Source organism: Bradyrhizobium sp. JR3.5, from assembly GCF_054057015.1.
Window position 1 is genome coordinate 6,111,215 of record NZ_JBSRYV010000002.1, and the last position, 22,732, is coordinate 6,133,946.

The window sequence follows — 22,732 nt, forward strand, 5'->3', positions numbered from 1 at the left end:
GATGAGCGTTACACTTCATGTCTGTATCACCTGCCGCGCCGGCCAGACGCTCGCCGAAGGCGAGCTCGCGCCCGGTGCGCGCCTGCATGCCGCGCTTGTTAAGGCGGGCGTGCCCGATGACGTCAATCTGGTTCCGGTCGAATGCCTCTCGGCTTGCAGCCAGGGCTGCTCGGTCGCGCTCAGCGCGCCGGGCCGGTGGTCTTATGTTTATGGCCGCTTGTCGGCTGATCATGCCAAGGATGTGATCGCAGGAGCCGCCGCCTACGCCGCAGCGCCTGACGGCATCGTGCCGTGGCGCAGCCGTCCCGAAATCTTTCGCAAGCAATCGCTTGCCCGAATTCCCCCCATCGCCGTCGTGCCGGAGGCCGCAGAATGATGACGCTCGCCAAGGTTCCGGTCACCGTCGTGACCGGCTTTCTCGGGTCCGGCAAGACGACGCTGATCCAGCATCTGATCCGCAATGCCAACGGCAAGAAGCTCGCGGTGCTGGTGAACGAATTCGGTAGCGAAGGCGTCGACGGCGACATCCTGAAGTCGTGTGCGGACGCCAATTGCCCGACCGAGAATATTGTCGAGCTCGCCAACGGCTGCATCTGCTGCACCGTCGCCGACGATTTCATCCCGGCGATGGAGCAATTGCTCGCGCGCCCTGTGAGGCCCGATCATATCGTGATCGAGACGTCCGGCCTCGCGCTGCCGAAGCCGCTGCTGAAGGCATTCGACTGGCCGGAGATCCGTTCGCGGATCACGGTCGACGGCGTGATCGCGCTGGCCGATGCGGAGGCCGTTGCTGCCGGCCGCTTTGCGCCGGACCCGGCCGCCGTGGATGCGCAGCGCGCGGCAGATGAGAATCTCGACCACGAGACGCCGTTGTCCGAAGTGTTCGAGGATCAGATCGCCTGTGCCGATATCGTGCTGCTGACCAAGGCCGATCTCGCCGGTGCCGAGGGGATCAAAGCGGCCAAGGCGCTGATCGCGGCCGAGATGCCGCGCGAGGTGCCGATGTTGCCCATCGTCGACGGCGCGATCGACGCCCGCGTGATCCTCGGTCTTGAAGCGGCGGCAGAGGATGACCTCGCGGCGCGGCCGTCTCACCATGACGGCGAGGACGAACACGAGCACAACGACTTCAATTCCGTGGTGATCGATCTTCCGGAGATCGCGGATGTCGATGCGCTGATCGCGTCGATCAAGGGGCTGGCGCGCGAGCAGAACGTGCTGCGCGCCAAGGGCTACATCGCGGTCGAAGGCAAGCCGATGCGGTTGCTGGTGCAATCGGTCGGCGAGCGGGTCAGGCATCAGTTCGACATGCCCTGGGGCGCGCGCGCGCGGCAGTCAAAGCTCGTCGTGATCGGCGAGCACGGTGATATCGATGAAGCCGCGATCAGGGCGCGACTAGGTGTCTGATGCACGTCGTCTTCCGCGAGAGCCGCGGCCTTGAGGAGACCGCGACGCCAAGGGACCTCGGCCAGGATCCGGCCGATCTCGTGGTGCTGTCGTTTTCCGACAGCGATCTCGCCGCGTTCGCGGCCGGCTGGCGGCGGGGCCGCGCGGCGCTGCCGTCGCTGCGGCTCGCCAATCTTGCGGAGCTGCGCCATCCGCTGTCGGTCGATACCTATATCGAGCGGACACTGTCGCATGCGCGCGGCATCCTGGTGCGGCTGATCGGCGGCGAGCCCTATTGGTCATACGGGCTGGCCGCGGTGCATCGTCTGGCGAAGGAACGCGGCATCGCCCTGGTGGTGCTGCCGGCGGATGGTCGCGACGATTTGCGGCTGGATGAATTCTCGACCCTCCCGGTCTCGACGCTGCGCCGCCTGAAGGTGCTGTGCGACAAGGGCGGCCCCGTTGCCGCGCAGGCCGTGATCGCGCAACTGGCGCTGGCGTCCGGCCTCTATGCCGGGCCTGTCGTCGGCGAGATCGATCTTCCCGAGATCGGCGTCTACGATTCGCGGCGCGGTGCCGTCGCGGCGCTGCCGGCATCGGATGGCCGGCCGCTTGTGCTGGTGACCTTTTATCGCTCCTATCTGGCGGCCGGCGACACGGCGCCGGTCGATGCGTTGATCGAGGCTTTGCGCGAAAAGGGATTCGATGCCCACGGCGTGTTCCTCACCTCGTTGAAGGCGGCCGGCGTGGCCGATTGGCTGCGCGCTCAGTTCGCGCAATGCTCGCCGGCCGCCATCGTCAATGTGACCGCGTTCTCTGCGGCGGGTGACGACGGTACGACGCCGTTCGATGCCGCATCGTGCCCGGTGTTCCAGGTCGCTCTGTCGACGGCGCAGCGTGAGGATTGGGCCTTGTCGCTGCGCGGCCTATCGCCCGGCGATCTCGCGATGCATGTGGTGTTGCCGGAGGTCGACGGCCGCCTGTTCACGGGTGTCGTGAGCTTCAAGTCGCCAGGCGAGCGCGATCCCGATCTGCAATTCGCGCATCTTGCGCATCGGCCGGATGCCGAGCGCGTCGCAGCGGTCGCTGCGCGCGTGGCGGCCTGGCATCGGCTTGCCGGCAAGCCCGCCCCGGGACAAGCAGTTTGCCGTCGTGCTCTCGAACTATCCCGGTCGTCCGCATCAGATTGCGCATGCCGTTGGTCTGGATGCGCTGGCTTCGGTGGAGACGTTGCTGGCCGATCTCGCAACCGCGGGCTTTGACCTTGCGCCGGTGCAGTCGCTGGGCGGCGTGCTGCTGCACCGGAAGCTGACATGGGACGTGGCTCATTATCGCGCGGCGATCTCGAGCCTTCCCGAGCTGCTACAGGACGAACTTTCGCGCGCATGGGGCGCGCCGGAGGATGATCCCGATTGCCGCGACGGCGCGTTTCATTTCGCGGCGATCCCGTGCGGCAAGTCGATCATCGCGGTTCAGCCGGAACGCGGTGACGTCGGCCAGCGCGATGCCGATTATCACGATCTCTCGCGCACGCCGCGTCATGCCTATGTCGCATTCCATCTGTGGCTGAGGCAGCAGGGCATCGATGCCGTCGTCCACATGGGCGCGCATGGAACGTTGGAATGGCTGCCCGGCAAGTCGGTTGCGCTGTCATCCGCATGCTGGCCGGAAGCGCTGATCGGCGATCTGCCGGTCGTCTATCCCTTCATCGTCAACGACCCCGGCGAGGCCGCGCAGGCCAAGCGCCGGATCGGTGCCGTGACAATCGGCCATCTGCCGCCGCCGCTGGCGCTGGCGGCGGTGCCGGAGGGCTTGCGCAGTCTCGAGCGGTTGCTCGATGAGTATTCGACTGCGGACGGTCTCGATCCGGCGCGGCGGCAGCGCCTGATTGCCGCGATTCGCGAGGAAGCCCGCATCGCCGGGCTGGAGGACGATCTCGGTCTCGCGGCGTCAGTCTCCGCAGCCGAGGCCATTCCCCAGATCGATCGTTTCGTCTGCGATCTCAAGGAAAGCCAGTTCGGCGACGGCCTGCATGTGTTCGGGCAAGGTGCTTGCGGCGAGGCGGAGAGGGCCGCGCTGCGCGATGCGCTCGCCGGTCGGCGTGTTGCGCCGGGGCCGTCGGGCTCGCCCTATCGCGGGCGGAGCGACGTGCTGCCGACCGGACGCAATCTGTTTGCGGTCGATCCGCGCGCGGTGCCGACGCCGTCGGCGCATGCGCAAGGCGTGAAGCTCGCCGAGGAGCTGCTGCGCCGTCATTTGCAGGATCACGGCGACTGGCCGAAAGGGCTGGTCGTCGATCTCTGGGGCTCCTCGACGATGCGCACCGCCGGCGAGGACTTTGCGATGGCGCTGCATCTCGCCGGGATCGCGCCGCGCTGGGATCATGGGTCGGGCAGGGTGTCGGGCTACGACATCATCGCGCCGGCGGAACTCGGCCGTCCGCGCATCGACGTGACGCTGCGCGTGTCGGGGCTGTTCCGCGACGTCTTCTCCGGTCTTGCGCAGTTGTTCGAAGCTGCGACCGAGGCGTTGTCCGAACGCAGCGAGGAGAGCGACGAGAATCCTTACCGGCAGCACGTCTCGCGCGTGTTCGGGCCTCGTCCCGGACATTATGGCGCCGGCATCGCGTCTGTCCCGGACGTCTTCACGGAGCAGGCGCGTGACGCGGCCGGCGAAGCCTGGCTGTCGGCATCGTCCTGGGCCATTGCATCCGATGGCGAGATCAGGCCTGACCGTGCCGGCATCGAGGCACGGCTCGCCTCTGCCGACAGCTTCGTCCACACCCAGGACTTGCCGGAGACCGATTTGTTGCTGGCGGCGGACTATGCCGCGCATGAGGCCGGCATCGCCGCCGCGGCGCGGCGGCTCGGCGCAAAGGTCCCGTCGCTCTATCACCTCGATGCGACGCGGCCGGATCAGCCGCATGCGCGGTCGTTGACCGAGGAGATCTCGCTTGTGGTGCGGGCGCGCGCCGCCAATCCCGCGTGGATCACTGGCATGATGCGCCACGGCTTCCGCGGCGCCGCCGAAATATCGGCGACCCTGGAGCACATGGCGGCGTTCGCGCATCTCGCTGGTGCAGTGCCGCCGCACCTGTTCGACCTCTATTACGACGCGACGCTCGGCAATGACGACGTCCGCGCCTTCATGGCGCGCGAGAATCCGGCTGCGGTGGCTGCGATCGAAACCTGCTTCATCCGGCTGCACGACGCGTCGCTCTGGCAGACGCGGCGCAATTCGATCGCGGCGGCGCTGCAGGAGGCCTCATGAGCGCGGTCGCGATCAAGGGTTGGTGTCCCGGCGCGCTGCGGCCGATGCAGTCGGGCGATGGCCTCGTGGTGCGCATCCGTCCGCGCGGCGGGCGGCTGGACGCTGCGCAGGCGGCGGGAATTGCTGAGCTCGCTGCGCGATACGGCAACGGCCTGATCGATCTGACCAGCCGCGCCAATCTCCAGATCCGCGGCGTCAGCGATGAGGGTTATCCGCCCTTGATCGACGGGCTCGCCTGCCTCGGGTTGCTGGACGCGGATTCGGATACCGAGGCGCAGCGCAACGTTCTGGTGACGCCGTTCTGGACCGCCGATGACGACACGCCTTCGCTCACGGCCGAACTTGAGCGGGCGCTCGCCAGCGCGTCGCTCGGTCTTCCGACCAAGTTTGGCTTCGCAATCGATGACGGCAGCGAGCGGGTGCTGGCCGGCGCGTCTGCGGATATCAGGATCGAGCGCGATCGCAATGGCGGACTGCTGGTGCGTGCCGATGGCGCACGGTACGGTCGCTCTGTCTCGCGCGGAGAGGCGGTGGATATCGGACTCGCGATAGCCGAATGGTTTGTCACCTCCGGCGGAGCCAAGGGTGAGAAGCGGCGGATGGTGGCTCACCTGGCCGGTGGAGCGAGCCTTCCCGAATTGCTTCGCGGCGACGCCGAGCCCGTGGCCCGATCGGCGGACCCTGTGCCCGGCCTCTATTCGACTGGTGCGCTGGTTGGCGTGGCCTTTGGGCAGATGCCGCACCGGACGCTCAGCCATCTCGCCGGGGGCGCGCAGGCTCTGCGCATGACGCCGTGGCGGATGGTGCTGGCGGAGGGGATGCATGAGATGCCCCGTGGGGCGGACCTGGTCACTGATCCCGATGATCCGGCGCTTCGCGTGATCGCTTGCAGCGGCGCACCGCGCTGTCGCGAGGCGCATGCCGACACGCGTGCATTGGCATCGGCGCTTGCATCCTTTGTCCCGGCGGATGCCCGGCTTCACGTGTCCGGTTGCGCCAAGGGCTGCGCCCATTCCGGTTCGGCTGACGTCACCCTGGTTGCGTCACGCGAGGGCTTTGACCTCATCCGCGACGGCACCACGCGGGATGCGCCGGTCATGCGAGGTCTGACCCGTTCGGACCTCATCGCGAATCCCTCCGTGCTGACGGGAGGCCATTGATGCCGCACGTCTATGAGACCGATGGTGCGGCGATCTATCGGCAGTCCTTTGCGACGATCCGGTCGGAGGCCGACCTTGTCCGCTTTACATCAGACGAGGAGCCGGTGGTCGTGCGCATGATCCATGCCGCGGGCATGGTGGGTCTGGAAGCGCATGTCCGCTTCACGCCCGGCATGGCTGCGCGCGCACGGACAGCCTTGCAGGAGGGCGCGCCGATCCTCTGCGATGCGCGGATGGTGTCGGAGGGAATCACGCGTGCGCGGCTGCCGGCCGGCAACGCCGTCATCTGCACGCTCGGTGATGTCAAGGTTGCCGAACTCGCGCAATCGATGCACAACACGCGCTCCGCGGCGGCCCTCGAGCTGTGGCGGCCGCATCTGGCCGGAGCGATCGTCGCGATCGGCAACGCGCCGACGGCGCTGTTCCATCTGCTCAACATGCTGGAAAATTCTGATTGCCCGAGGCCGGCGGCGATCATCGGCTGTCCGGTCGGCTTTGTCGGAGCGGCCGAGTCGAAGGCGGCATTGATGGCAGCGCCGCCCGTGCCGGCGCTGACGGTCGAGGGACGTCTCGGTGGTTCGGCGATCACAGTCGCCGCAGTCAATGCGCTGGCGAGCCGGAGCGAATAGCGATGGGACGCATCATTTGCTGCGGCCTTGGCCCTGGCGACCCGGAGCTGATGAGCGTGCGCGCCGACCGCGTTGTGCGTGCGGCGAAGCACGTCGCCTATTTTCGCAAGAAGGGGCAGCTCGGACAGGCGCGGCGCATTGTGGAAGGATTGCTCGCCGCCGATGTCAGTGAGTATCCGATGGAATATCCGGTCACCACGGAGATCGGCTTCGACAGTCCGGACTATGCGCGGCTGCTCGCGGGCTTCTACGACGAATGGGCCGAGCGCCTGGCGCGGCTTGCGCGCGCGATCGACGTCGTCGTGCTCTGCGAGGGCGATCCTTATTTCTACGGCTCGTTCATGCACCTGCATGCGCGCTTGCAGGGGCGTGTCGAGATCGAGGTGATCGCCGGCATTCCCGGTATGGTCGGTTGCTGGAATGCGGTCGGCCAGCCGATTGCGCTTGCCGACGATGTCACGACTGTGCTGATGGGCACGCTGCCGGAGGTCGAGCTCGAGCAGCGGATGCGGGGCTCCGACGCCCTTGTCGTCATGAAGACCGGCCGCAATCTGACGAAGATCCGCCGCGCGCTCGCCTCCGCCGGCCGTCTCGACGATGCGTGGCTCGTCGAACGCGGCACCATGCCGGATCAGCGCGTCGCCCGGCTCGCCGATCTTGCTGAGGCGGACTGTCCGTATTTTGCGATCGTGCTGGTGCACGGGCAGGGGCGGCGCAGGGGGGCGGCCCAATGATCGGCACGCTGACCATCGCGGGCCTGGGGCCGGGCGACGAAGCGCTGATCACGCCGGAGGTCTCCGCTGCGCTCGCAATGGCAACCGACATCGTCGGCTATGCGCCCTACGTGACGCGCGTGCCGCCGCGCGAAGGGTTGACGCTGCATCCCTCGGATAATCGCGTGGAGCTACAGCGCGCCGCTGAAGCGCTGCGGCTTGCGTCCGAGGGGCGGCACGTCGTCGTGGTGTCCTCGGGCGATCCCGGCGTGTTTGCGATGGCGTCCGCTGTGTTCGAAGCGCTCGAGGGCGCGCCGCAATGGCACGACCTGCCGATTCGCGTTCTGCCCGGTGTGACGGCGATGCTGGCGGCTGCCGCCAGTGCCGGCGCGCCGCTCGGTCATGATTTTTGCGCGATCAACCTCTCCGACAATCTCAAGCCCTGGCCGCTGATCGAGCAGCGCCTCCGGCTCGCGGCCGAAGCCGATTTTGCGATCGCGATGTACAATCCGCGCTCGGCGAGCCGCGCTGATGGTTTTGCGCGGACGCTCGAGATTATGAAAGAGGCGGGCTGCGGCGAGCGCATTGTGATTTTCGCGCGCGCCGTCAGCACACCCGAGCAGCGCATCGAGACGGTCGAATTGCGAGACGCGAGGCCCGAGATGGCCGACATGCGGACGCTTGTGATCGTCTGCAATTCGACGACGCGCCAGGTCGGCCGCTGGGTCTATGCGCCGAGGCAGGTCCGATGACCGAGCCATTCCATCACCTCGCTCACGCTTTCGACCCGCGGCCTCTCGGGCAGCGGCGGCCGCGTGATCATGATGACGGGAAGGCCAAGCGCCCGGGCGGCATCGATCCTTGGCGCGCGCGCCACCTCCGCCGGAATTGCGAGCGACGATCCACGCGATGGAGCGCGCACGCATCAGCGCGAGCTCGCTCTCGAGCGTGAATGGGCCGCGCGAGACGATGACGTCGGCACCGGGCAATGGCAGCGTCTCCTCCGGCGAATCGACGAAACGCAACGTATAGGCATGTTGCGGCCGGCTGCCGAACGGCGCGATGTGCTGGCGGCCGATCGCGAGGAACACGTTGGCGCGGCTGTCCGGCAACGCCGCGACCGCCGAGACGACGTCCGCGACCTCGATCCAGCGGTCGCCGGACGTCTTGTCCCAGGGGGCACGTTCGAGCGCGAGCAGCAGCGTTGCGGTTTGCGCGCACGCGGCGATCGCGTTGCGGCTCATTTCGGCAGCGAAGGGATGCGTCGCGTCGATCACATGCGTGATGCCCTCGCGATGCAGATAATCGGCAAGACCGCTGACTCCGCCGAACCCGCCGATCCGCATCGGCAGAGGTTGTTCGGCAGGAGCGGCGGTGCGCCCACCATAGGAATAGACCGCGTCGATCCCCGCGCGGGCCATCGCAGCGGCAAGCGAATTGGCGTCGGCCGTTCCGCCCAGGATCAGGGCGCGCATCATGGGTAATCCCTGGTTGACCATCATCGGCATCGGCGAAGATGGCCTTGCCGGCCTCTCCGACGCAAGCCGAAAGGCGCTTGGTGAAGCCGAAACGGTGTTCGGCGGCGAAAGGCATCTGGCGCTGGCCGGAATCACCGAGCGCGGCCACGTCTGGCCGGTGCCGTTCGATGCGGAGATCGTGCTCGAATGTCGGGGGCGACCAACTGTTGTGCTCGCCTCGGGTGATCCGTTCTGGCATGGCGTCGGCGGAAGCCTCGTCGGGAAGTTGCAGGTCGGTGAGTGGGTCGCGCATTCCGCGCCGTCGACGTTCTCGCTGGCGGCGGCACGTTTGGGCTGGCGTCTCGAGAATGTCATCTGTCTCGGCCTTCATGCCGCACCCTTCGAGCGGTTGTTGCCGCATCTCGCGCGCGGTGCACGGATCATTTGCCTGGTGCGCGACGGCAGCGCGGCTTCCGATCTCGCGCGCTGGCTCACGGAGCGCGGCTGGGGGCCGTCGGCGGTGTGGACGCTTTCGGCGCTTGGCGGACCGCGTGAGTCCATCGCGCAGCATCGCGCTGACAGCTATGCCGGCGATTCAAGCGACAGTCTCGTCGCTGTTGCGCTGGAGGCCGCGGGAGCGCAAGGGATCGCGCGCAGCTCGGGTCTTCCCGACGCACTCTTTGTGCATGACGGGCAACTGACCAAGCGGCCGGTCCGAGCGCTTGCGCTGTCGGCGCTTTCGCCGCGGCCGGGTGAGCAGCTATGGGACATCGGCGCCGGCTCGGGCTCGATCTCGATCGAATGGGCGCTTTGCGGCGGGACGGCGATCGCCGTCGAGGCCCGCGGCGAACGCGCCGCCAACATCCGCAGCAATGCGGCGAGCTTCGGCTTGACGCATCGGGTCACGGTCATCGAGGGCAAGGCGCCCGGTGCTTTGTCGAGCCTTGAGGTGCCTGATGTGGTGTTCGTCGGCGGCGGCCTCAATGCTGATATGTTCGATGCGATCTGGTCGCGCATTTCATCGGGAACGCGACTGGTTGCGCATGCGGTGACCCTGGAAACCGAGGCGCTGCTTTCCGATCTGCATCAGCAACTTGGCGGCGAACTGGTGCGGATCGAGATCGCGCAGGCCGAGCCCCTCGGCCGGTATCGCTCCTGGAAAGCCGCGCGGCCGATCGTGCAATGGAGCGCGGTCCGATGAAGGTCGCGGGCTTGGGGTTCAGGCGCAATGCCAGCGTCGCGTCGTTGCGCGAAGCGCTCGACGCGGCCGGCGGTCCAGAAGGCCTTGCGGCGGTTGCGACGGTGAGTGACAAGGCCGATGCTGTGGCATTGCGAGCACTGGCACAGGAACTGGGGTTGCCGATCCGGGGCATTCCCGCCGAGATGTTGGCTGAGATAGAAACCGCGACACAATCCGAATTCGTCAGGGCCAGGTTCGGGACGGGTTCGGTGGCCGAAGCAGCCGCAGTCGCAGCCGCTGGGCGCGGCGCGCGCCTGATTTCGGTCAGGGCCGTATCGCAGGATCGGACGGCCACTGCGGCGATCGCAGAAGGAGACGGTGAATGACGGTGCATTTCATCGGCGCGGGGCCGGGCGCCGCCGATCTCTTGACCCTGCGGGGCCGCGATCTCATCGCCGCTTGCCCGGTTTGTCTTTACGCCGGATCGTTGGTCCCCGAGGGCGTGCTGGCGCATTGCCCGAAGGATGCGCGCATCGTCAACACGGCGCCGCTCTCGCTCGACGAGATCATCGCCGAGATCGCCGCGGCGCATGCCGAGGGCAAGGACGTGGCGCGGCTGCATTCGGGTGATCTCTCGATCTGGTCGGCGATGGGCGAGCAGCTGCGCCGGTTGCGCGCGTTGCAGATTCCCTATTCGGTCACGCCCGGCGTGCCGGCTTTCTCGGCGGCTGCTGCGGCACTGGAGGCCGAACTGACGCTGCCCGGCCTTGCGCAGTCGGTGGTGCTGACGCGCACGCCGGGTAGGGCCAGCGCGATGCCTGATGGCGAGACGCTGGCGGCCTTTGCCGCGACCGGTGCGGTGCTTGCGATCCATCTCTCGATCCATCTGCTGGACAAGGTCGTTGCCGAACTCACGCCGCACTATGGCGCGGATTGTCCGGTGGCGATCGTCTGGCGCGCGAGCTGGCCGGAGCAGCGCATCGTGCGCGCCACGCTTGCGACGCTCGATGCCGCGGTCGGCCCGGAACTCGAACGCACCGCGCTCATCCTGGTCGGCAAGACGCTCGGCGCCGGTGAGTTCGCCGAGAGCCGTCTCTATGCGGCCGACTATGACCGCCGCTATCGCCCGGTCGGAGCGGAGCCGCGCTTTCCGGGATCATCGCAATGACCGCGGGGCTTGTGATCTCTGCGCCTGCATCGGGCGTCGGCAAGACGACGCTGACCACCTGGCGTTGGCCCGCGCCTATCGCAATCGCGGGCTGAAGGTGCAATGCCTCAAGAGCGGGCCGGACTATATCGATCCGGCTTTTCATGCGGTCGCGACCGGACGCGCATCCGTCAACATCGACAGCTGGGCGATGTCGCGCGATGCGATCGTGCATCTGGCAAACCGCGGCGCGGACGCTGATCTCGTGCTGGCCGAAGGCTCGATGGGATTGTTTGACGGCGTCGCGACGCGCGGCGTCGCGGGTACCGGCGCCACCGCCGATATTGCCGAGATGATGGGATGGCCGGTGCTGCTGGTGATCGATCCCTCCGGCCAGGCACAGACGGCGGCGGCGGTCGCGGCGGGATTGCGCGATTTTCGGCCCGGCGTGCGGCTTGCGGGCGTCGTGCTCAACCGCGTCGCCAGTCCGCGGCACGAAGCGCTGGTGCGGAGCGCCATGGCGGGCGCGGGCATTCCAGTGTTGGGTGCGCTACCGCGATACGCCGAGATCGCCTTGCCGAAGCGGCATCTCGGCCTGGTGCAGGCCGAAGAGCAGGCCGAGATCGACGCTCTGATCGACGAGGCCGCACGCTTCGTTGTCGAGCATGTCGATCTCGACGCCGTGCTGAAATCGGCGCGCGCCTGGTCGCCGCAATCGGCCGTGCGGAGCCTCGACATCACGCCGCCGGGTCAGCGCATTGCGCTCGCGCGCGACGCCGCATTCTCCTTTGTCTACCCGCATATGCTGGAAGCCTGGCGCGCGGCCGGCGCCGAGATCGTGACGTTCTCGCCACTTGCCGACGAAGCTCCCGACGCGGACGCCGATGTGTGCTGGCTGCCCGGTGGCTATCCCGAACTGCATGCCGCCCGGCTTGCCTCCAACAAGCGGTTTCTTGGGCAGCTGCGTGCCTTTGCGGAGACGAAGCCGGTGCACGGTGAGTGCGGGGGCTACATGGTGCTGGGCGCCGCGTTGACCGATGCCGAAGGCGTGCGCCATGAGATGGCGAGCTTGCTCGGCCTCTTGAGACCAGCTATGCCAAGCGGCGCATGCATCTGGGCTACCGGCTCGCCGAGCTTGCCGCTGCGATGCCCGGGCATGGTCCGGGTGCACGTCTGCGCGGCCACGAATTTCACTATTCGACGATCATCGCACAACCCGACATGCCGCTTGCGGTGGTGCGCGATGCGACCGGCTCGATCGTTGCGGAGACCGGATCGCGGCGGCGCAACGCAACGGGTACATTCTTCCATCTGATTGCGGAGGACCGGTGAGCGGATTCGTTTCCTTCGTGTCGGCCGGCCCCGGCGATCCCGAGCTCCTGACCATGAAGGGAGCCGCGCGGCTGCGCGAGGCCGACGTGGTGCTCTATGATGACCTCGCCTCGGGCGCGATCCTTGATCTCGCGCGCTCCGGCGCCAATCTCGTCGCGGTCGGCAAACGCGCCGGCCGCCTCTCGGCGAAGCAACATCATGTCAGCCGGCTGCTGGTCGACTACGCGGCGGCCGGCGTGCGCGTGGTGCGGCTGAAATCCGGTGACGCCGGCATCTTTGGACGGCTCGAGGAGGAGATCGAGGCGTTGCGCGCGGCCGGCATCGGCTACGAGATCATTCCCGGCGTGACCTCGGCCTCGGTTGCCGCGGCGCAGGCCGGCATTCCGCTGACGCGGCGGCTGACCTCGCGCCGCGTCCAGTTCGTGACCGGCGCCGATGTCACGGGCGAGTTGCCCGCGGATTTGAATTGGGGGGCGCTGGCCGATCCCGAGGCGACCACCGTCGTCTATATGGGGCGGCGCACCTTTCCGGCCTTGGCCGCAAGGCTGATCGCGCATGGCCTCGCCCCCGAGACGCCGGCACTGTTGGCGGAGTCGCTCGGCCACGCCGACGAGCGGCTCGTTCGCACCACGATCGCAGAGCTCGCCGAACGGCTTACGCATGCAGGCGCTGCCACCGCGGCGGCCGTTATCCTGTTCGGTGCGCTGGCGCCGGAGCAAGGTTGATACGACCATGTTGACGCTTTCCCTGATCGGTATCGGATGTGGCGATCCGCAGCAGCTCACGCTTGCTGCGATAGCCGCCATCAATGCTGCCGACCTGGTCCTGATCCCGCGCAAGGGGACCGCGAAGTCGGATCTTGCCGACTTGCGCCGAACGATCAGCGCAGAGGCGTTGAACAACGACCGCACGCGCATTGCCGAGTTCGACCTGCCGGTGCGTGACGCCGGCGAGGCGAACTATCGCAAGGGCGTCGACGATTGGCACGATGCGGTGGCCGCAACCTGGTCACAGGAAATCGCGCGCCATCTCGGCGGCGAGGGGCGCGTCGCCCTGCTGATCTGGGGCGATCCTTCGCTCTACGATTCGAGCCTGCGGATTGCGCGACGGCTCGATCCGTTGCCGTCGATCGAGGTGATCCCGGGCATCACGTCGATCCAGGCGCTGTGCGCGGCGCATGCGTTGCCGCTCAACGAGATCGGCGAGCCGTTCCTGGTCACGACCGGCAGGCGGCTCCGCGTGGCCGGTTTGGCCGCCGGGCGTCGAAACCATCGTCGTGATGCTCGACGGCGGCGCCGCCTTCCAGACGCTGGATCCGGAGGGCTTGAAGATCTGGTGGGGCGCCTATCTCGGCATGCCCGATCAGATCCTCATGGCGGGCGAGCTGGCGGAGGCAGGCCCTCGCATTGTCGCCGCGCGCCGCGATGCGCGTGAGCGGCACGGCTGGATCATGGACGCCTATGTCCTCAAGCGGCGATCGTGATCGAGGGATTGCGTCGGCAGTCGACGCAGCGGGGGGCTATCCGGTCTTCAATCCGCGAATTGAGGGTTGGATCGTCAGGCGGTAGGCGACGAGCGTGTCGCCATCGAACTGCTCGAGGGTTGTCTCGCAGACCGGGCAGCGATACTCGCCCTTGCTTCCTGATCCGGATGCCAGCTCAAGGCGCCGGAATCCAGCCCCGCAGCGCGGACATGTGACGTCGCCCTTCTTCATCAACTCACCCCAGAACAACACCGGCGGTATCTTGTAACCCGGAGCGCACGGCAGAACTACATTCATGGCCGGGAGAGCGACCGATCATTCCTGCATGGCAACGCCGATGCGATCGAGATCGAACATCCGGACCGCCAGTCCGATCCCGCACAGGAACGGACCGGCAACTGCAACGCATTCCGCAAACTCGGCAACAGCTTATGGCGTGACGTCGAAGCCCGATCTGACCTCGCCCGCACCGCAACAATGGCTGCGATGTCGCGACGCCCGCGCTTTCCCCGCCCCCCGATCAACGCGCGATCGCCGGCGAACCCGAGGTTCGCCGGCGATCCATCGCCGTCAGCGGACGCCACCTATTGTCGCGTCAGGCGAACCACGTCCTGCCTCAGAAGGTAGAGCGACACGGCGAGCAGAACGACGTCCTTCATCAGGAAGGGTACGTTGCCGGTCATTGCAGGGAAGCCTCCAGCGGCAACGTCCCAGCCATCAGGCATGAACGGGATGATGGTGACGGTCGCGATGAAAGTGCCGGTCGAGCCGAGGGCGCCGAGCACGCCGAGGCGCTTGTCCCAGAAACCCGCCAGCAGCAGCGAGCCGAACGTCCACTCCGAGGCGCCGAGGAAGTAGCTGGCGCCGGCATGGCCGAAGACTGGATAGAGCCGCCAGATCAGCGGCCCGTTGCTGATGAACGGGACCAGCCGTTCGAATTCGTACGGAAACCACTTCTGGTAACCGAAGAACAGGAACATGATCACCATCGCGGCGCGGACGACGTGGTAGTCGAGATCTTCAGCGAGCAGGCCGGACCGGTATAGCGTGCGGACAAGTGGACTTTGCGTTGTGTTGGAAAGCGTGGTCATGGTCGTGATCCCTTCGTGTGACATCGCGCGGTTGCTCTAGGCGACCGCGGGGAAGTCGATGTCGGTGTCGTTGATGCGGTTGAAGACGTTGGTGAAGACGATGGTCGCGAACGCCAGGCTGATCTCGACCAGCTGCGCGTCGCTGTAGCCGGCGGCCTTGATCGCGACGAAATCCGCGTCGCTGACGGTGCCGCTCGACTGTGCGAGCTTACGGACGAAATGCACCAGCGCATCGCGCTTGGCGTCACCGGTCGGCGCGCCGTCGCGGATCTGCTGGAGGACGTCCGCGTTCACGCCGGCGAGCCTGGCGAGATGGGAATGCGCGGCGACACAGTAGTCGCAGCCGCCGGCGGCGCTGATGACGAGCTTGATGATCTCCCGATCGCGCTTGGAAAGGCTTCCGCTGGCGAGCACCGCATCGGCGGCGAGCATCGACTTGAGCGCGGCCGGGCCGTGGGCGGCGATCGCCGCGTAGGCGTTCGGGACGCTGCCGGCCGCCTTCTTGATCTGGGCGTAGATCTGGCCCGACGGGCCGGTATCGGTTTCGAGATTGGGGACTGAGAGACGGGACATGGTGGCACTCCTTGTTGGGGTTGGTGAACGATTACGGAGTGACAATAGGATCGAGATGTGAGACACTGAATGTCGATATAGCTCATATATATGCTCGATCGTCTCAATCCGGTCGCTTTGGGGGACTGCCATGGATTGGCTCAGTCGGCTGTTCGCGATGATGCCGGTGCGCGGGCGGCTCGACCTGCGTTGCAGCTACAGCGTGCCGTGGCGCATCGACCAGGGGCCGGGCGCGTCCAACGAGATTCCCTATCATGCGGTGCTTGCCGGCTCGGCGATCCTGGACGATCCCGCAGGCGGTCGGCCGTTGCTGCTGAAGACCGGCGACATTCTCCTGCTGCCAGGTAACCCGCGACACGTGATGCATGACGGCAGCGGGGCGACACCGCTGCCGGCGCGCAACCGGGCGGCACAGAATTTCACGATCAGCGAAAACCTGGGTTCGGACGAACGGCTCGACCTGCTGTGTGGACACTTCGCGATTGCGCCCCCGCACGACCGTCTGTTGCGCACCTATCTTCCGCCGCGTCTTGTCGTGCATGCCGGCCCGCGGACGGGAAAGGGAACCGCCGCACAACTCGCCGGGCTCGTGTCCCTGATGCGCAGCGAAACGGCCGACGATCATCTGGGCGGCCGCGCCATGCTGGACGCGCTGTCCACGGCGATGTTTGCGCTTGTGCTGCGGCTTGCGAGCGAGACCGATGACAGGTCACACGGTCTGCTTGCACTGGTCGGCGATCCCCGTCTTGCGCCGGCGGTGGCGGCCATGTTCAACCAGCCTGCGCGCGCGTGGTCGCTGCCGGAGCTGGCGCGTCTCTGCAACATGTCGCGCGCCACGCTTGCACGGCAGTTCCAGGAGAAGCTTGGGCGATCGGCCAGCGATCTGCTTGCCGATATCAGGATGATGCTTGCGGCGAACGAGTTGAGGAGATCATCGCTGTCGACCGGCGCCGTTGCGGAGATGGTCGGCTACCAGTCCGAGGCCGCATTTCAGCGCGCCTTCAAGAGCCATATGGGCGTGACACCGGCGCAGTGGCGAAAGGCGCAACCGTCTGAACCGGATGCCGTGATGGGTGTCGCCGCACCGGGTGATCCGCCAGGCGCCGTACAGGTTTGACCCACGACAGGCAAGCGGCCGATGGGCGATCGCCACCGGCCGCTCTGCGCGCTGTCATGCCTTCACGGCCGCCGCCTGCTGGAGAACTGCGATCATGTCCTCGGGCTCCGGGCGGCGGGTATAGTCGGGGTTCACCTCCGAGTAGAGGATCACGCCATCCTGTCCGATGACGTAGCGGGCCGGCATCGGCAACGTCCAGCTCGGATCGTCGTTGAAGGTCGGCAGATCGTTCTTCAGCTGCTTGTAAAGTTCGACCAGATAGTCGGGCAGATGGAAGCGCAGTCCGAAGGCGTCGCCGATCTGGCCCTTGACGTCGGACAGGATCGGGAACGAAAGCTTGTTCTGGCGCACTGACTTCCGGCTGTTCGGCGCGGTCTGCGGCGAGATCGCGACCAGCGAAGCGCCGTATTTGTCGAATTCCGGCTTGGCGGCTTCCAGCGCCTGCAGCTCCATGTTGCAATACGGGCACCAGACGCCGCGGTAGAAGCTGAGCACCAGCGGGCCGCGCTTCAGCAGGTCGGCCGAGTTGACGATATTGCCGTCGGGATCCCGCAGCGAGAAGGCAGGGGCGACATCGCCCGCCTTCTTGGCGCGCTGGGCCGCACCGGACGCGACAAGCTCTGCGGTGGCACGGTGCATGATCTCGATGACGGCTGGCGGAACGTTGTAGGGCGGCTTTCCGGCTTCGAAATCGGCCTTGAAAGCGTCGAGCTTGGCTTGCAGCGACATGGCGGTTCTCCTTGGCTTCTGCGTGGTGGACGGCAGCGCCGTCCGTTTGTTGAAATCACACGCAGGAAGCTAAATGAGATGGCCGCACAGGGTAGCGCTGCCGCTGGACTAGCGCTTATTCCTGGCCGGAATAGGCGCGAACCGCTTCAACCGGCGGATGACGCTCAAGCATTGAAGCTGCGCTCGAAGAAGTTCACGAATGCGCGGGCCTTGGCAGTCGCGGCGCGCCCGGTCGGAAGCACGGCCCAGAGATCGAGCGCGGGCAGGCTCCATTCCGGCAGGACCGCACGCACCGTGCCCGCTTTCAGTTCGGGGCTGAACATCCATTCCGAGGCGATCGCGAGCCCGGCATCGGCAAGCACCGCAGCCCGGACGCCTTCGGCCGCGGTGACCCGCAACCGGCTCCGCACCGTGACGGCCAGTTCGGTGCTCTCGCGCTGAAAGGACCACACGCTGCCCTCGCGCAGATAAACGACGGCCTGGTGCCGGCTCAATTCGCTCGGCGTGGCCGGCGTGCCGGCGCGGTCGAAATAGGCCGGTGTGCCCAGCACGAGGCGCTTGCATCTCGCGACACGGCGGGCAGTCAGCGTCGAATCCGTCATCTTGCCCATCCGCAGTGCGACGTCGATGCCTTCCTGCACAAGATCGATCTGGCGGTCGTCGAGCACGACCTCGAGCTCCAGCTCCGGGTGCTGCGCGAGAAACTTCGGCAGCATCGGAATGAGATGGATCCGGGCGAAGGTGACAGCGGCGCAGACCCGCAATCGTCCCTTGAGGCCGGCTCCGGCGCCGCGCGCCGCGATCTCGGCCTCGGCCGCCTCTTCAAGCGCGCGCCTGGCGCGCTCGAGATAGCCGAGCCCCGCTTCCGTCGGGGTAAGCCCGCGGGTGGAGCGCGTGAGCAGCTTGACCCCGAGAAATTCCTCGAGCTGTGCGACTGATTTCGAGACTGCCGGCTGGCCGACCCGGAGCTGTCGCGCCGCTGCGGAGAACGAGCCGGTCTCGACCACCCGCACGAACGTCTCCATCGCCGCCAGACGATCCATGGCTATTCTCCGCAGGAATGAGCGATCATGCCCATCCTGTCATGGTCCGAGGCGATTGGCCATCTTCAGACGCGCGCCGGCAGCGAAGGCGGCAGGCTACGACTTGCGATGCCTGGCGTTGACCGCGATCGCGGCGGCGGCGGTGCGATTCTCGACGCCGAGCTTGGCGTAGATCTGCTCGAGGTGCTTGTCGACGGTGCGTGGGCTTAAGCCCAGGATCTGCGCGATGTCGCGGTTGGTCTTGCCCTTGGAGAGCCAGGACAGCACCTCGCCCTCGCGGGTGGTCAGGCCGAGCTCGCTGGAGAACTCGGCCGGCATGTCGCCGCTGGTGTCCTTGGCCAGCCGCAGCAGGAATTCGTTGGGCCCGAGCTTGCCCATGAATTGCAGGCGAAGCTGCTCGCTGCCGGGGAATGGCGCCACGGTTGCGGTCTTCGCTCCGGCTTTCCCCTTCTGCGCCTGTTCAAGCCATTGCGGCATCGGCTCCGGCAGCACGAAATTGTCGGCGGCATCGGCGAGCGTATCCGACAGCAGCCGCTGTGCCTGCGGCGTCGCCCATAGCAGGGCGCCTGAGCTGTTGACCGCGAGCAGATAGCGGCCGGAGACGTCCAGCGCGGCGCGGGCGCTCTGGGTCATCCGTGCGTTGGCGAGATGCACCCGGATGCGCGCCAGCATTTCCTCGACGACGATCGGCTTGGTGACATAGTCGACGCCGCCGGCCTCCAGCCCACGCACGATGTGCTCGGTTTCGGCCAGCCCCGTCATGAAGATGATCGGCACGCCGTCGAGCCCGGCGTCGCGCTTCAGCCGCCGGCAGGTCTCGAAGCCGTCCATGCCGGGCATCACGGCATCGAGCAGCACGATATCGGGCGTGATCTGGTCGACGATGCGCATCGCGGAGGCGCCGTCGAGTGCGACCATCACGGTCATGCCGGCGCCGTCGAGCGCGTCGGTGAGCAGGCGCAACGTCTCGGGCGAGTCGTCGACGACAAGGGCAACGTCGCGCTTTCGCTGTTCAATGGTCATAGCTGTGCAAAGTTTTCAACGTCGCCATATATTGATCAAGATCGAAACGGTCGATCAGCGTGCGCATCTGGCCGACGAAATCGGCATGTTCGGGACATTCGTTGCCGATCTCGTCGAGCTTGAGCTGGATCGCCCTGATATAGCCGAGCTGGCCGAGGCTGATCAGCTCTTCGACATATTTCACCGGCGGGGCGCGAACCCGTGTCGGGCTTCCATTGCGGGGGCGGAACCTGCTCGGCCTCATACTGCCACTCGATCTTGAGCAGTTGGCGGATGCTCTCGAGCAGCCGCGGGATGTCGATCGGCTTCATCAAATAGCCGTCGTGGAACGGTTGCGCCAGCGGCGCGCCATGGGCTTCCAATGCGCTCGCGGATATCATCAGGATGCGGGCCTGGTGATGACCTTCGGAGCGCAAGGTTTCAGCGACCGTCCAGCCGTCCATGCCCGCCATCGAGATATCGAGCAGGAACATGTCCGGCCGACAATGCTGCGCGAGGGCCAGGCAGCCCGGCCCGTCAGGCGCACTGAGCAGGATGAAGCCGAGCGGCGCCAGGATCTCGCGTAGCAGGTCGCGGTGGGTCGGGTCATCGTCGGTGATCAGGATCGTCTTGCGCGGGCCGTGATAGCCGTACACCGGAGCGTCGACCGGCGCATCGCGCCGTGGATTGGTGACTTCGGAGAGCAGCAGCTTGACGCGGAAGGTGCTGCCGGTGCCGACCGTGCTCAAGACCTTGATGTCGCCGCCCATCACACCCGCGAGCAGGCGGCTGATGGTGAGGCCGAGCCCGGTGCCGGTCTGCGGCTGGGTGACGCCGAGCGCGCCGCGCTCGAACGGCGCGAAGATCCGTTCGAGATCGTCGGGCTGGATGCCCGGCCCGGTATCGATCACCTCGAACTCGGCGACCGGGCTGCGATAATGCACCACGAATTGCACCTTGCCGGTCTGCGTGAACTTGATCGCATTCGAGAGCAGGTTGATCAGGATTTGCCGCAGCCGCTTCTCGTCGGCATAGACCACGACCGGCAGCACGGCCGGCCGCCTGAACACGAAGTCGATGCTCTTGGCTGCGGCCTGCAGGCGGAACATGCCGACCAGCTGCTCGAGGAAATCGTTCAGCCGCACCTCGTCGCGCGATAGATAGAGGCGGCCGGCCTCGATCTTGGAGATATCAAGAATGCCATCGATCAGGCCCGACAGATGATCCGCGCTACGGCGGACCACGCGCACTTGCCCGCGTGGCCGCACCGGGAGGCTGTCGTCCTGCTCCAGCAGCTGCGCATAGCCGGAGATCGCATTGAGCGGCGAGCGAAGTTCGTGACTGAGACCCACGACGTATCGGCTCTTCGCGAGATTGGCGGCCTCGGCGACTTCCTTGGCGCGCTGCAGCTCGGCGTCGGTGCGCTTGTGGGCGTCGATCTCCTGGATCAGCAGCGTGGTCTGCCGGCGAGTTTCGTCTTCCGCGGCACGCCGGCTCTGTTGCGCCAGCACGAACAGCCAGGCGACGACGCCGATGATGAGGGTCAGCGCAAAGAACACCTTCCACAGCACGTCGGCCAATAGCTCGTTGGCATGCATGGCTGCGGTGGTCTGCAGGTAGATCAGGCCGAGCACCAGCGCCACGAGGCCGGCCGAGACGGCGAACACGCCGAGGTAATGTCCGAGCTGCGAGTTGATGCGGGCGTAGATCGGCTGCGGCATCACCTTGCCCAGGGCTTCCGAGACCTGTGCGCCGATCCGCCCATGCGGCTTGCAGAGGTCGTGGCAGCGGGCGTCGAGCGAGCAGCACAATGAGCAGATCGGGCCGGCATAGGCCGGGCAGGCGGCCATGTCCTCGGGCTCGAACGCATGCTCGCAAATACAGCACTGGATCGATTCAATGTTCTGCCAGCTCCGCTTCGGCTTGCGGGCGATGTAGTACTTGCCGCCGGTCGCCCAGGCAATGAGGGGAGCCGTGATGAAGGCAACCGCAAGCGCGACGAAGGCCGACAGCGCCTTCGCCGTCGGGCCGAACAGGCCGTAGAACGCGCTGATCGAGACCACGGTCGCGATCGTCATGGCACCGACGCCGACCGGATTGATGTCGCAGAGATGTGCGCGCTTGAACTCGATATGCTGCGGCCGCAAGCCGAGCGGCTTGTTGATGACGAGATCGGCCACCAGCGCGCCGACCCAGGCGATTGCGACGTTCGAGTAGAGCGCGAGCGTCTGCTCCAGCGCCTTGTAGACGCCGATCTCCATCAACAGCAGCGCGACCACGACGTTGAACACCAGCCACACCACGCGGCCGGGATGCGAATGGGTGAGGCGGGAGAAGAAGTTCGACCAGGCGATCGAGCCGGCATAGGCGTTGGTGACGTTGATCTTGACCTGGGACAGGATCACGAACGTCCCGGTCAGCGCCATCGCGAGATCCGGCTGCGACAGCACGTAGCGGAAGGCTTCGAGATACATGTTCGCCGGCTCGGCCGCGTGCTCGGCCGAGACGCCGTGGCTGAGCGCGAAGAAAGCGAGGAACGAGCCGGCGAGCAGCTTGAGCGCGCCGAGCACGATCCAGCCCGGACCGGCGCTGAGCAGTGCGATCCACCAGGCCTTTCGCGAGGTGCGGCGGTCGCGCGGCAGGAAGCGCAGGAAGTCGACCTGCTCGCCGATCTGTGCCACCAGTGCGAACACGACGGAGGCCGCCGTGCCAAACAGCAGGAGATCGAGGTTGCCCGCGGGATCACCGTGCTCGCCGGCGAACTTGCGCCACTCGGTGAACGAATGCGGGTTGGCCCAGGCAATCGCCGCGAACGGCATGATATGCAGGATCACCCACAGCGGCTGGGTCCAGACCTGGAAGCGGCTAATCAGCGTGATGCCGTAGACGACCAGCGGAATGATCACGACCGCGCTGATCAGGTAGCCGATCGGCCGCGGGATGCCGAAACACATGTCCAGCGCGCTGGCCAGGATCACGGCCTCGATCGCGAAGAAGATGAAGGTGAAGGAGGCGTAGATCAGCGAGGTGATGGTCGAGCCGATATAGCCGAAGCCGGCGCCGCGGGTCAGCAGGTCGATGTCGATGCCGCTTTTCGCGGCATGGTAGGCGATCGGCAACCCGCAGAGGAAGATGATGACGCTGACGACCAGGATCGCGGCGGAGGCGTTGATCGCGCCGTAGTTCAGCGTGATGGTGCCGCCGATCGCCTCCAGCGCGAGGAAGGAGATCGCGCCGAGCGCGGTGTTGGCGACGCGGGCGGCGGACCAGCGCCGCGCGCTCTTGGCGGTGAAGCGCAGCGCGTAGTCTTCCAGCGTCTGGTTGGCGACCCATTGATTATATTGGCGCCTGACGCGGTCAATCCGCTGCCGCCCTGCCACTCGCTCTACTCCTGGTCCACGATGCTCTGATCGCGGGCAA

The 22,732-nt window shown here is 66.6% G+C and carries 17 protein-coding genes and 5 pseudogenes; 14 read left to right on the forward strand and 8 right to left on the reverse strand.

What is annotated here, in order from left to right; genetic code table 11:
* Position 1: 1 nt before the first annotated feature.
* The 7 genes and pseudogenes from ACVWW1_RS45960 to cobJ all read left to right on the forward strand — a co-directional run bounded on the left by ACVWW1_RS45960 (position 2) and on the right by cobJ (position 7,910).
* A complete protein-coding gene (locus ACVWW1_RS45960; RefSeq protein ID WP_456660445.1) occupies positions 2 to 376 on the forward strand; it encodes a DUF1636 family protein in 375 nt (124 codons plus the stop codon).
* Positions 373 to 1,407 carry a cobalamin biosynthesis protein CobW gene (cobW, locus tag ACVWW1_RS45965; RefSeq protein WP_456660446.1) on the forward strand — a complete coding sequence of 345 codons (1,035 nt, stop codon included), beginning with the start codon at positions 373 to 375 and terminating at the stop codon, positions 1,405 to 1,407. The genes ACVWW1_RS45960 and cobW overlap by 4 nt, the downstream gene beginning before the upstream one ends.
* A pseudogene (gene cobN / locus ACVWW1_RS45970) lies at positions 1,407 to 4,656 on the forward strand (cobaltochelatase subunit CobN). The gene cobW and the pseudogene cobN overlap by 1 nt, the downstream one beginning before the upstream one ends.
* The gene (gene cobG / locus ACVWW1_RS45975) at positions 4,653 to 5,816 is read left to right on the forward strand and encodes a precorrin-3B synthase (protein ID WP_456660447.1); all 1,164 of its coding nucleotides are present in this window, start codon (positions 4,653 to 4,655) and stop codon (positions 5,814 to 5,816) included. Before cobN ends, cobG begins: the two are co-directional and overlap by 4 nt.
* Positions 5,816 to 6,445 (forward strand): precorrin-8X methylmutase, encoded by a 630-nt coding sequence (locus ACVWW1_RS45980; RefSeq protein WP_456660448.1) that lies wholly within the window; start codon positions 5,816 to 5,818, stop codon positions 6,443 to 6,445. The genes cobG and ACVWW1_RS45980 overlap by 1 nt, the downstream gene beginning before the upstream one ends.
* Positions 6,446 to 6,447: 2 nt before the next feature.
* Positions 6,448 to 7,179, forward strand: a complete 732-nt coding sequence (locus ACVWW1_RS45985) for a precorrin-2 C(20)-methyltransferase (RefSeq protein WP_456660449.1) — start codon at positions 6,448 to 6,450, stop codon at positions 7,177 to 7,179.
* On the forward strand, positions 7,176 to 7,910 hold the full coding sequence (cobJ, locus tag ACVWW1_RS45990) for a precorrin-3B C(17)-methyltransferase (RefSeq protein ID WP_456660450.1): 735 nt from the start codon (positions 7,176 to 7,178) through the stop codon (positions 7,908 to 7,910). Before ACVWW1_RS45985 ends, cobJ begins: the two co-directional genes overlap by 4 nt.
* Here the strand turns inward: cobJ and ACVWW1_RS45995 are convergent.
* Positions 7,886 to 8,636 (reverse strand): annotated as a pseudogene (locus ACVWW1_RS45995) (cobalt-precorrin-6A reductase). The gene cobJ and the pseudogene ACVWW1_RS45995 overlap by 25 nt on opposite strands.
* Between ACVWW1_RS45995 and cbiE the strand changes: the two are divergent.
* The 6 genes and pseudogenes from cbiE to cobF all read left to right on the forward strand — a co-directional run bounded on the left by cbiE (position 8,635) and on the right by cobF (position 13,757).
* Positions 8,635 to 9,816 carry a precorrin-6y C5,15-methyltransferase (decarboxylating) subunit CbiE gene (gene cbiE / locus ACVWW1_RS46000; protein WP_456660451.1) on the forward strand — a complete coding sequence of 394 codons (1,182 nt, stop codon included), beginning with the start codon at positions 8,635 to 8,637 and terminating at the stop codon, positions 9,814 to 9,816. The pseudogene ACVWW1_RS45995 and the gene cbiE overlap by 2 nt on opposite strands.
* Complete coding sequence (locus ACVWW1_RS46005; RefSeq protein WP_456660452.1) at positions 9,813 to 10,181, forward strand: cobalamin biosynthesis protein; 369 nt, start codon at positions 9,813 to 9,815, stop codon at positions 10,179 to 10,181. Before cbiE ends, ACVWW1_RS46005 begins: the two co-directional genes overlap by 4 nt.
* Positions 10,178 to 10,963, forward strand: a complete 786-nt coding sequence (cobM, locus tag ACVWW1_RS46010; RefSeq protein ID WP_456660453.1) for a precorrin-4 C(11)-methyltransferase — start codon at positions 10,178 to 10,180, stop codon at positions 10,961 to 10,963. The genes ACVWW1_RS46005 and cobM overlap by 4 nt, the downstream gene beginning before the upstream one ends.
* Positions 10,960 to 12,274 (forward strand): annotated as a pseudogene (locus tag ACVWW1_RS46015) (cobyrinate a,c-diamide synthase). The gene cobM and the pseudogene ACVWW1_RS46015 overlap by 4 nt, the downstream one beginning before the upstream one ends.
* Complete coding sequence (gene cobA / locus ACVWW1_RS46020; RefSeq protein WP_207836756.1) at positions 12,271 to 12,999, forward strand: uroporphyrinogen-III C-methyltransferase; 729 nt, start codon at positions 12,271 to 12,273, stop codon at positions 12,997 to 12,999. The pseudogene ACVWW1_RS46015 and the gene cobA overlap by 4 nt, the downstream one beginning before the upstream one ends.
* A gap of 7 nt (positions 13,000 to 13,006) precedes the next feature.
* Positions 13,007 to 13,757: pseudogene (gene cobF, locus ACVWW1_RS46025) on the forward strand (precorrin-6A synthase (deacetylating)).
* 36 nt (positions 13,758 to 13,793) lie between these two features.
* Here cobF and ACVWW1_RS46030 read toward each other — a convergent pair.
* The 3 genes from ACVWW1_RS46030 to ACVWW1_RS46040 form a co-directional block, all read right to left on the reverse strand.
* Positions 13,794 to 13,988, reverse strand: coding sequence for an IS1 family transposase (locus ACVWW1_RS46030; RefSeq protein WP_173641958.1), 195 nt, complete (start codon positions 13,986 to 13,988; stop codon positions 13,794 to 13,796).
* A 353-nt stretch (positions 13,989 to 14,341) separates the two neighbouring features.
* Positions 14,342 to 14,848: a YkgB family protein gene (locus ACVWW1_RS46035; protein WP_456660454.1), complete on the reverse strand. Its 507-nt coding sequence runs from the start codon at positions 14,846 to 14,848 to the stop codon at positions 14,342 to 14,344.
* Positions 14,849 to 14,884: 36 nt separating this feature from the next.
* Positions 14,885 to 15,421, reverse strand: coding sequence for a carboxymuconolactone decarboxylase family protein (locus tag ACVWW1_RS46040; protein WP_456660455.1), 537 nt, complete (start codon positions 15,419 to 15,421; stop codon positions 14,885 to 14,887).
* Positions 15,422 to 15,551: 130 nt separating this feature from the next.
* Between ACVWW1_RS46040 and ACVWW1_RS46045 the strand changes: the two genes are divergently transcribed.
* Complete coding sequence (locus ACVWW1_RS46045) at positions 15,552 to 16,538, forward strand: AraC family transcriptional regulator (protein WP_456660456.1); 987 nt, start codon at positions 15,552 to 15,554, stop codon at positions 16,536 to 16,538.
* A gap of 54 nt (positions 16,539 to 16,592) precedes the next feature.
* Here the strand turns inward: ACVWW1_RS46045 and ACVWW1_RS46050 are convergent, their stop codons facing one another.
* The 4 genes and pseudogenes from ACVWW1_RS46050 to ACVWW1_RS46065 form a co-directional block, all read right to left on the reverse strand.
* A complete protein-coding gene (locus ACVWW1_RS46050; RefSeq protein ID WP_456660457.1) occupies positions 16,593 to 17,267 on the reverse strand; it encodes a peroxiredoxin-like family protein in 675 nt (224 codons plus the stop codon).
* 164 nt (positions 17,268 to 17,431) lie between these two features.
* Positions 17,432 to 18,310 carry a LysR family transcriptional regulator gene (locus ACVWW1_RS46055; protein WP_456660458.1) on the reverse strand — a complete coding sequence of 293 codons (879 nt, stop codon included), beginning with the start codon at positions 18,308 to 18,310 and terminating at the stop codon, positions 17,432 to 17,434.
* A gap of 96 nt (positions 18,311 to 18,406) precedes the next feature.
* Entirely contained in the window at positions 18,407 to 19,333 is a 927-nt protein-coding gene (locus tag ACVWW1_RS46060; protein WP_176532321.1) for a response regulator transcription factor, read from the reverse strand.
* Positions 19,323 to 22,692: pseudogene (locus ACVWW1_RS46065) on the reverse strand (hybrid sensor histidine kinase/response regulator). The gene ACVWW1_RS46060 and the pseudogene ACVWW1_RS46065 overlap by 11 nt, the downstream one beginning before the upstream one ends.
* Between the last annotated feature and the right edge of the window lie 40 nt (positions 22,693 to 22,732).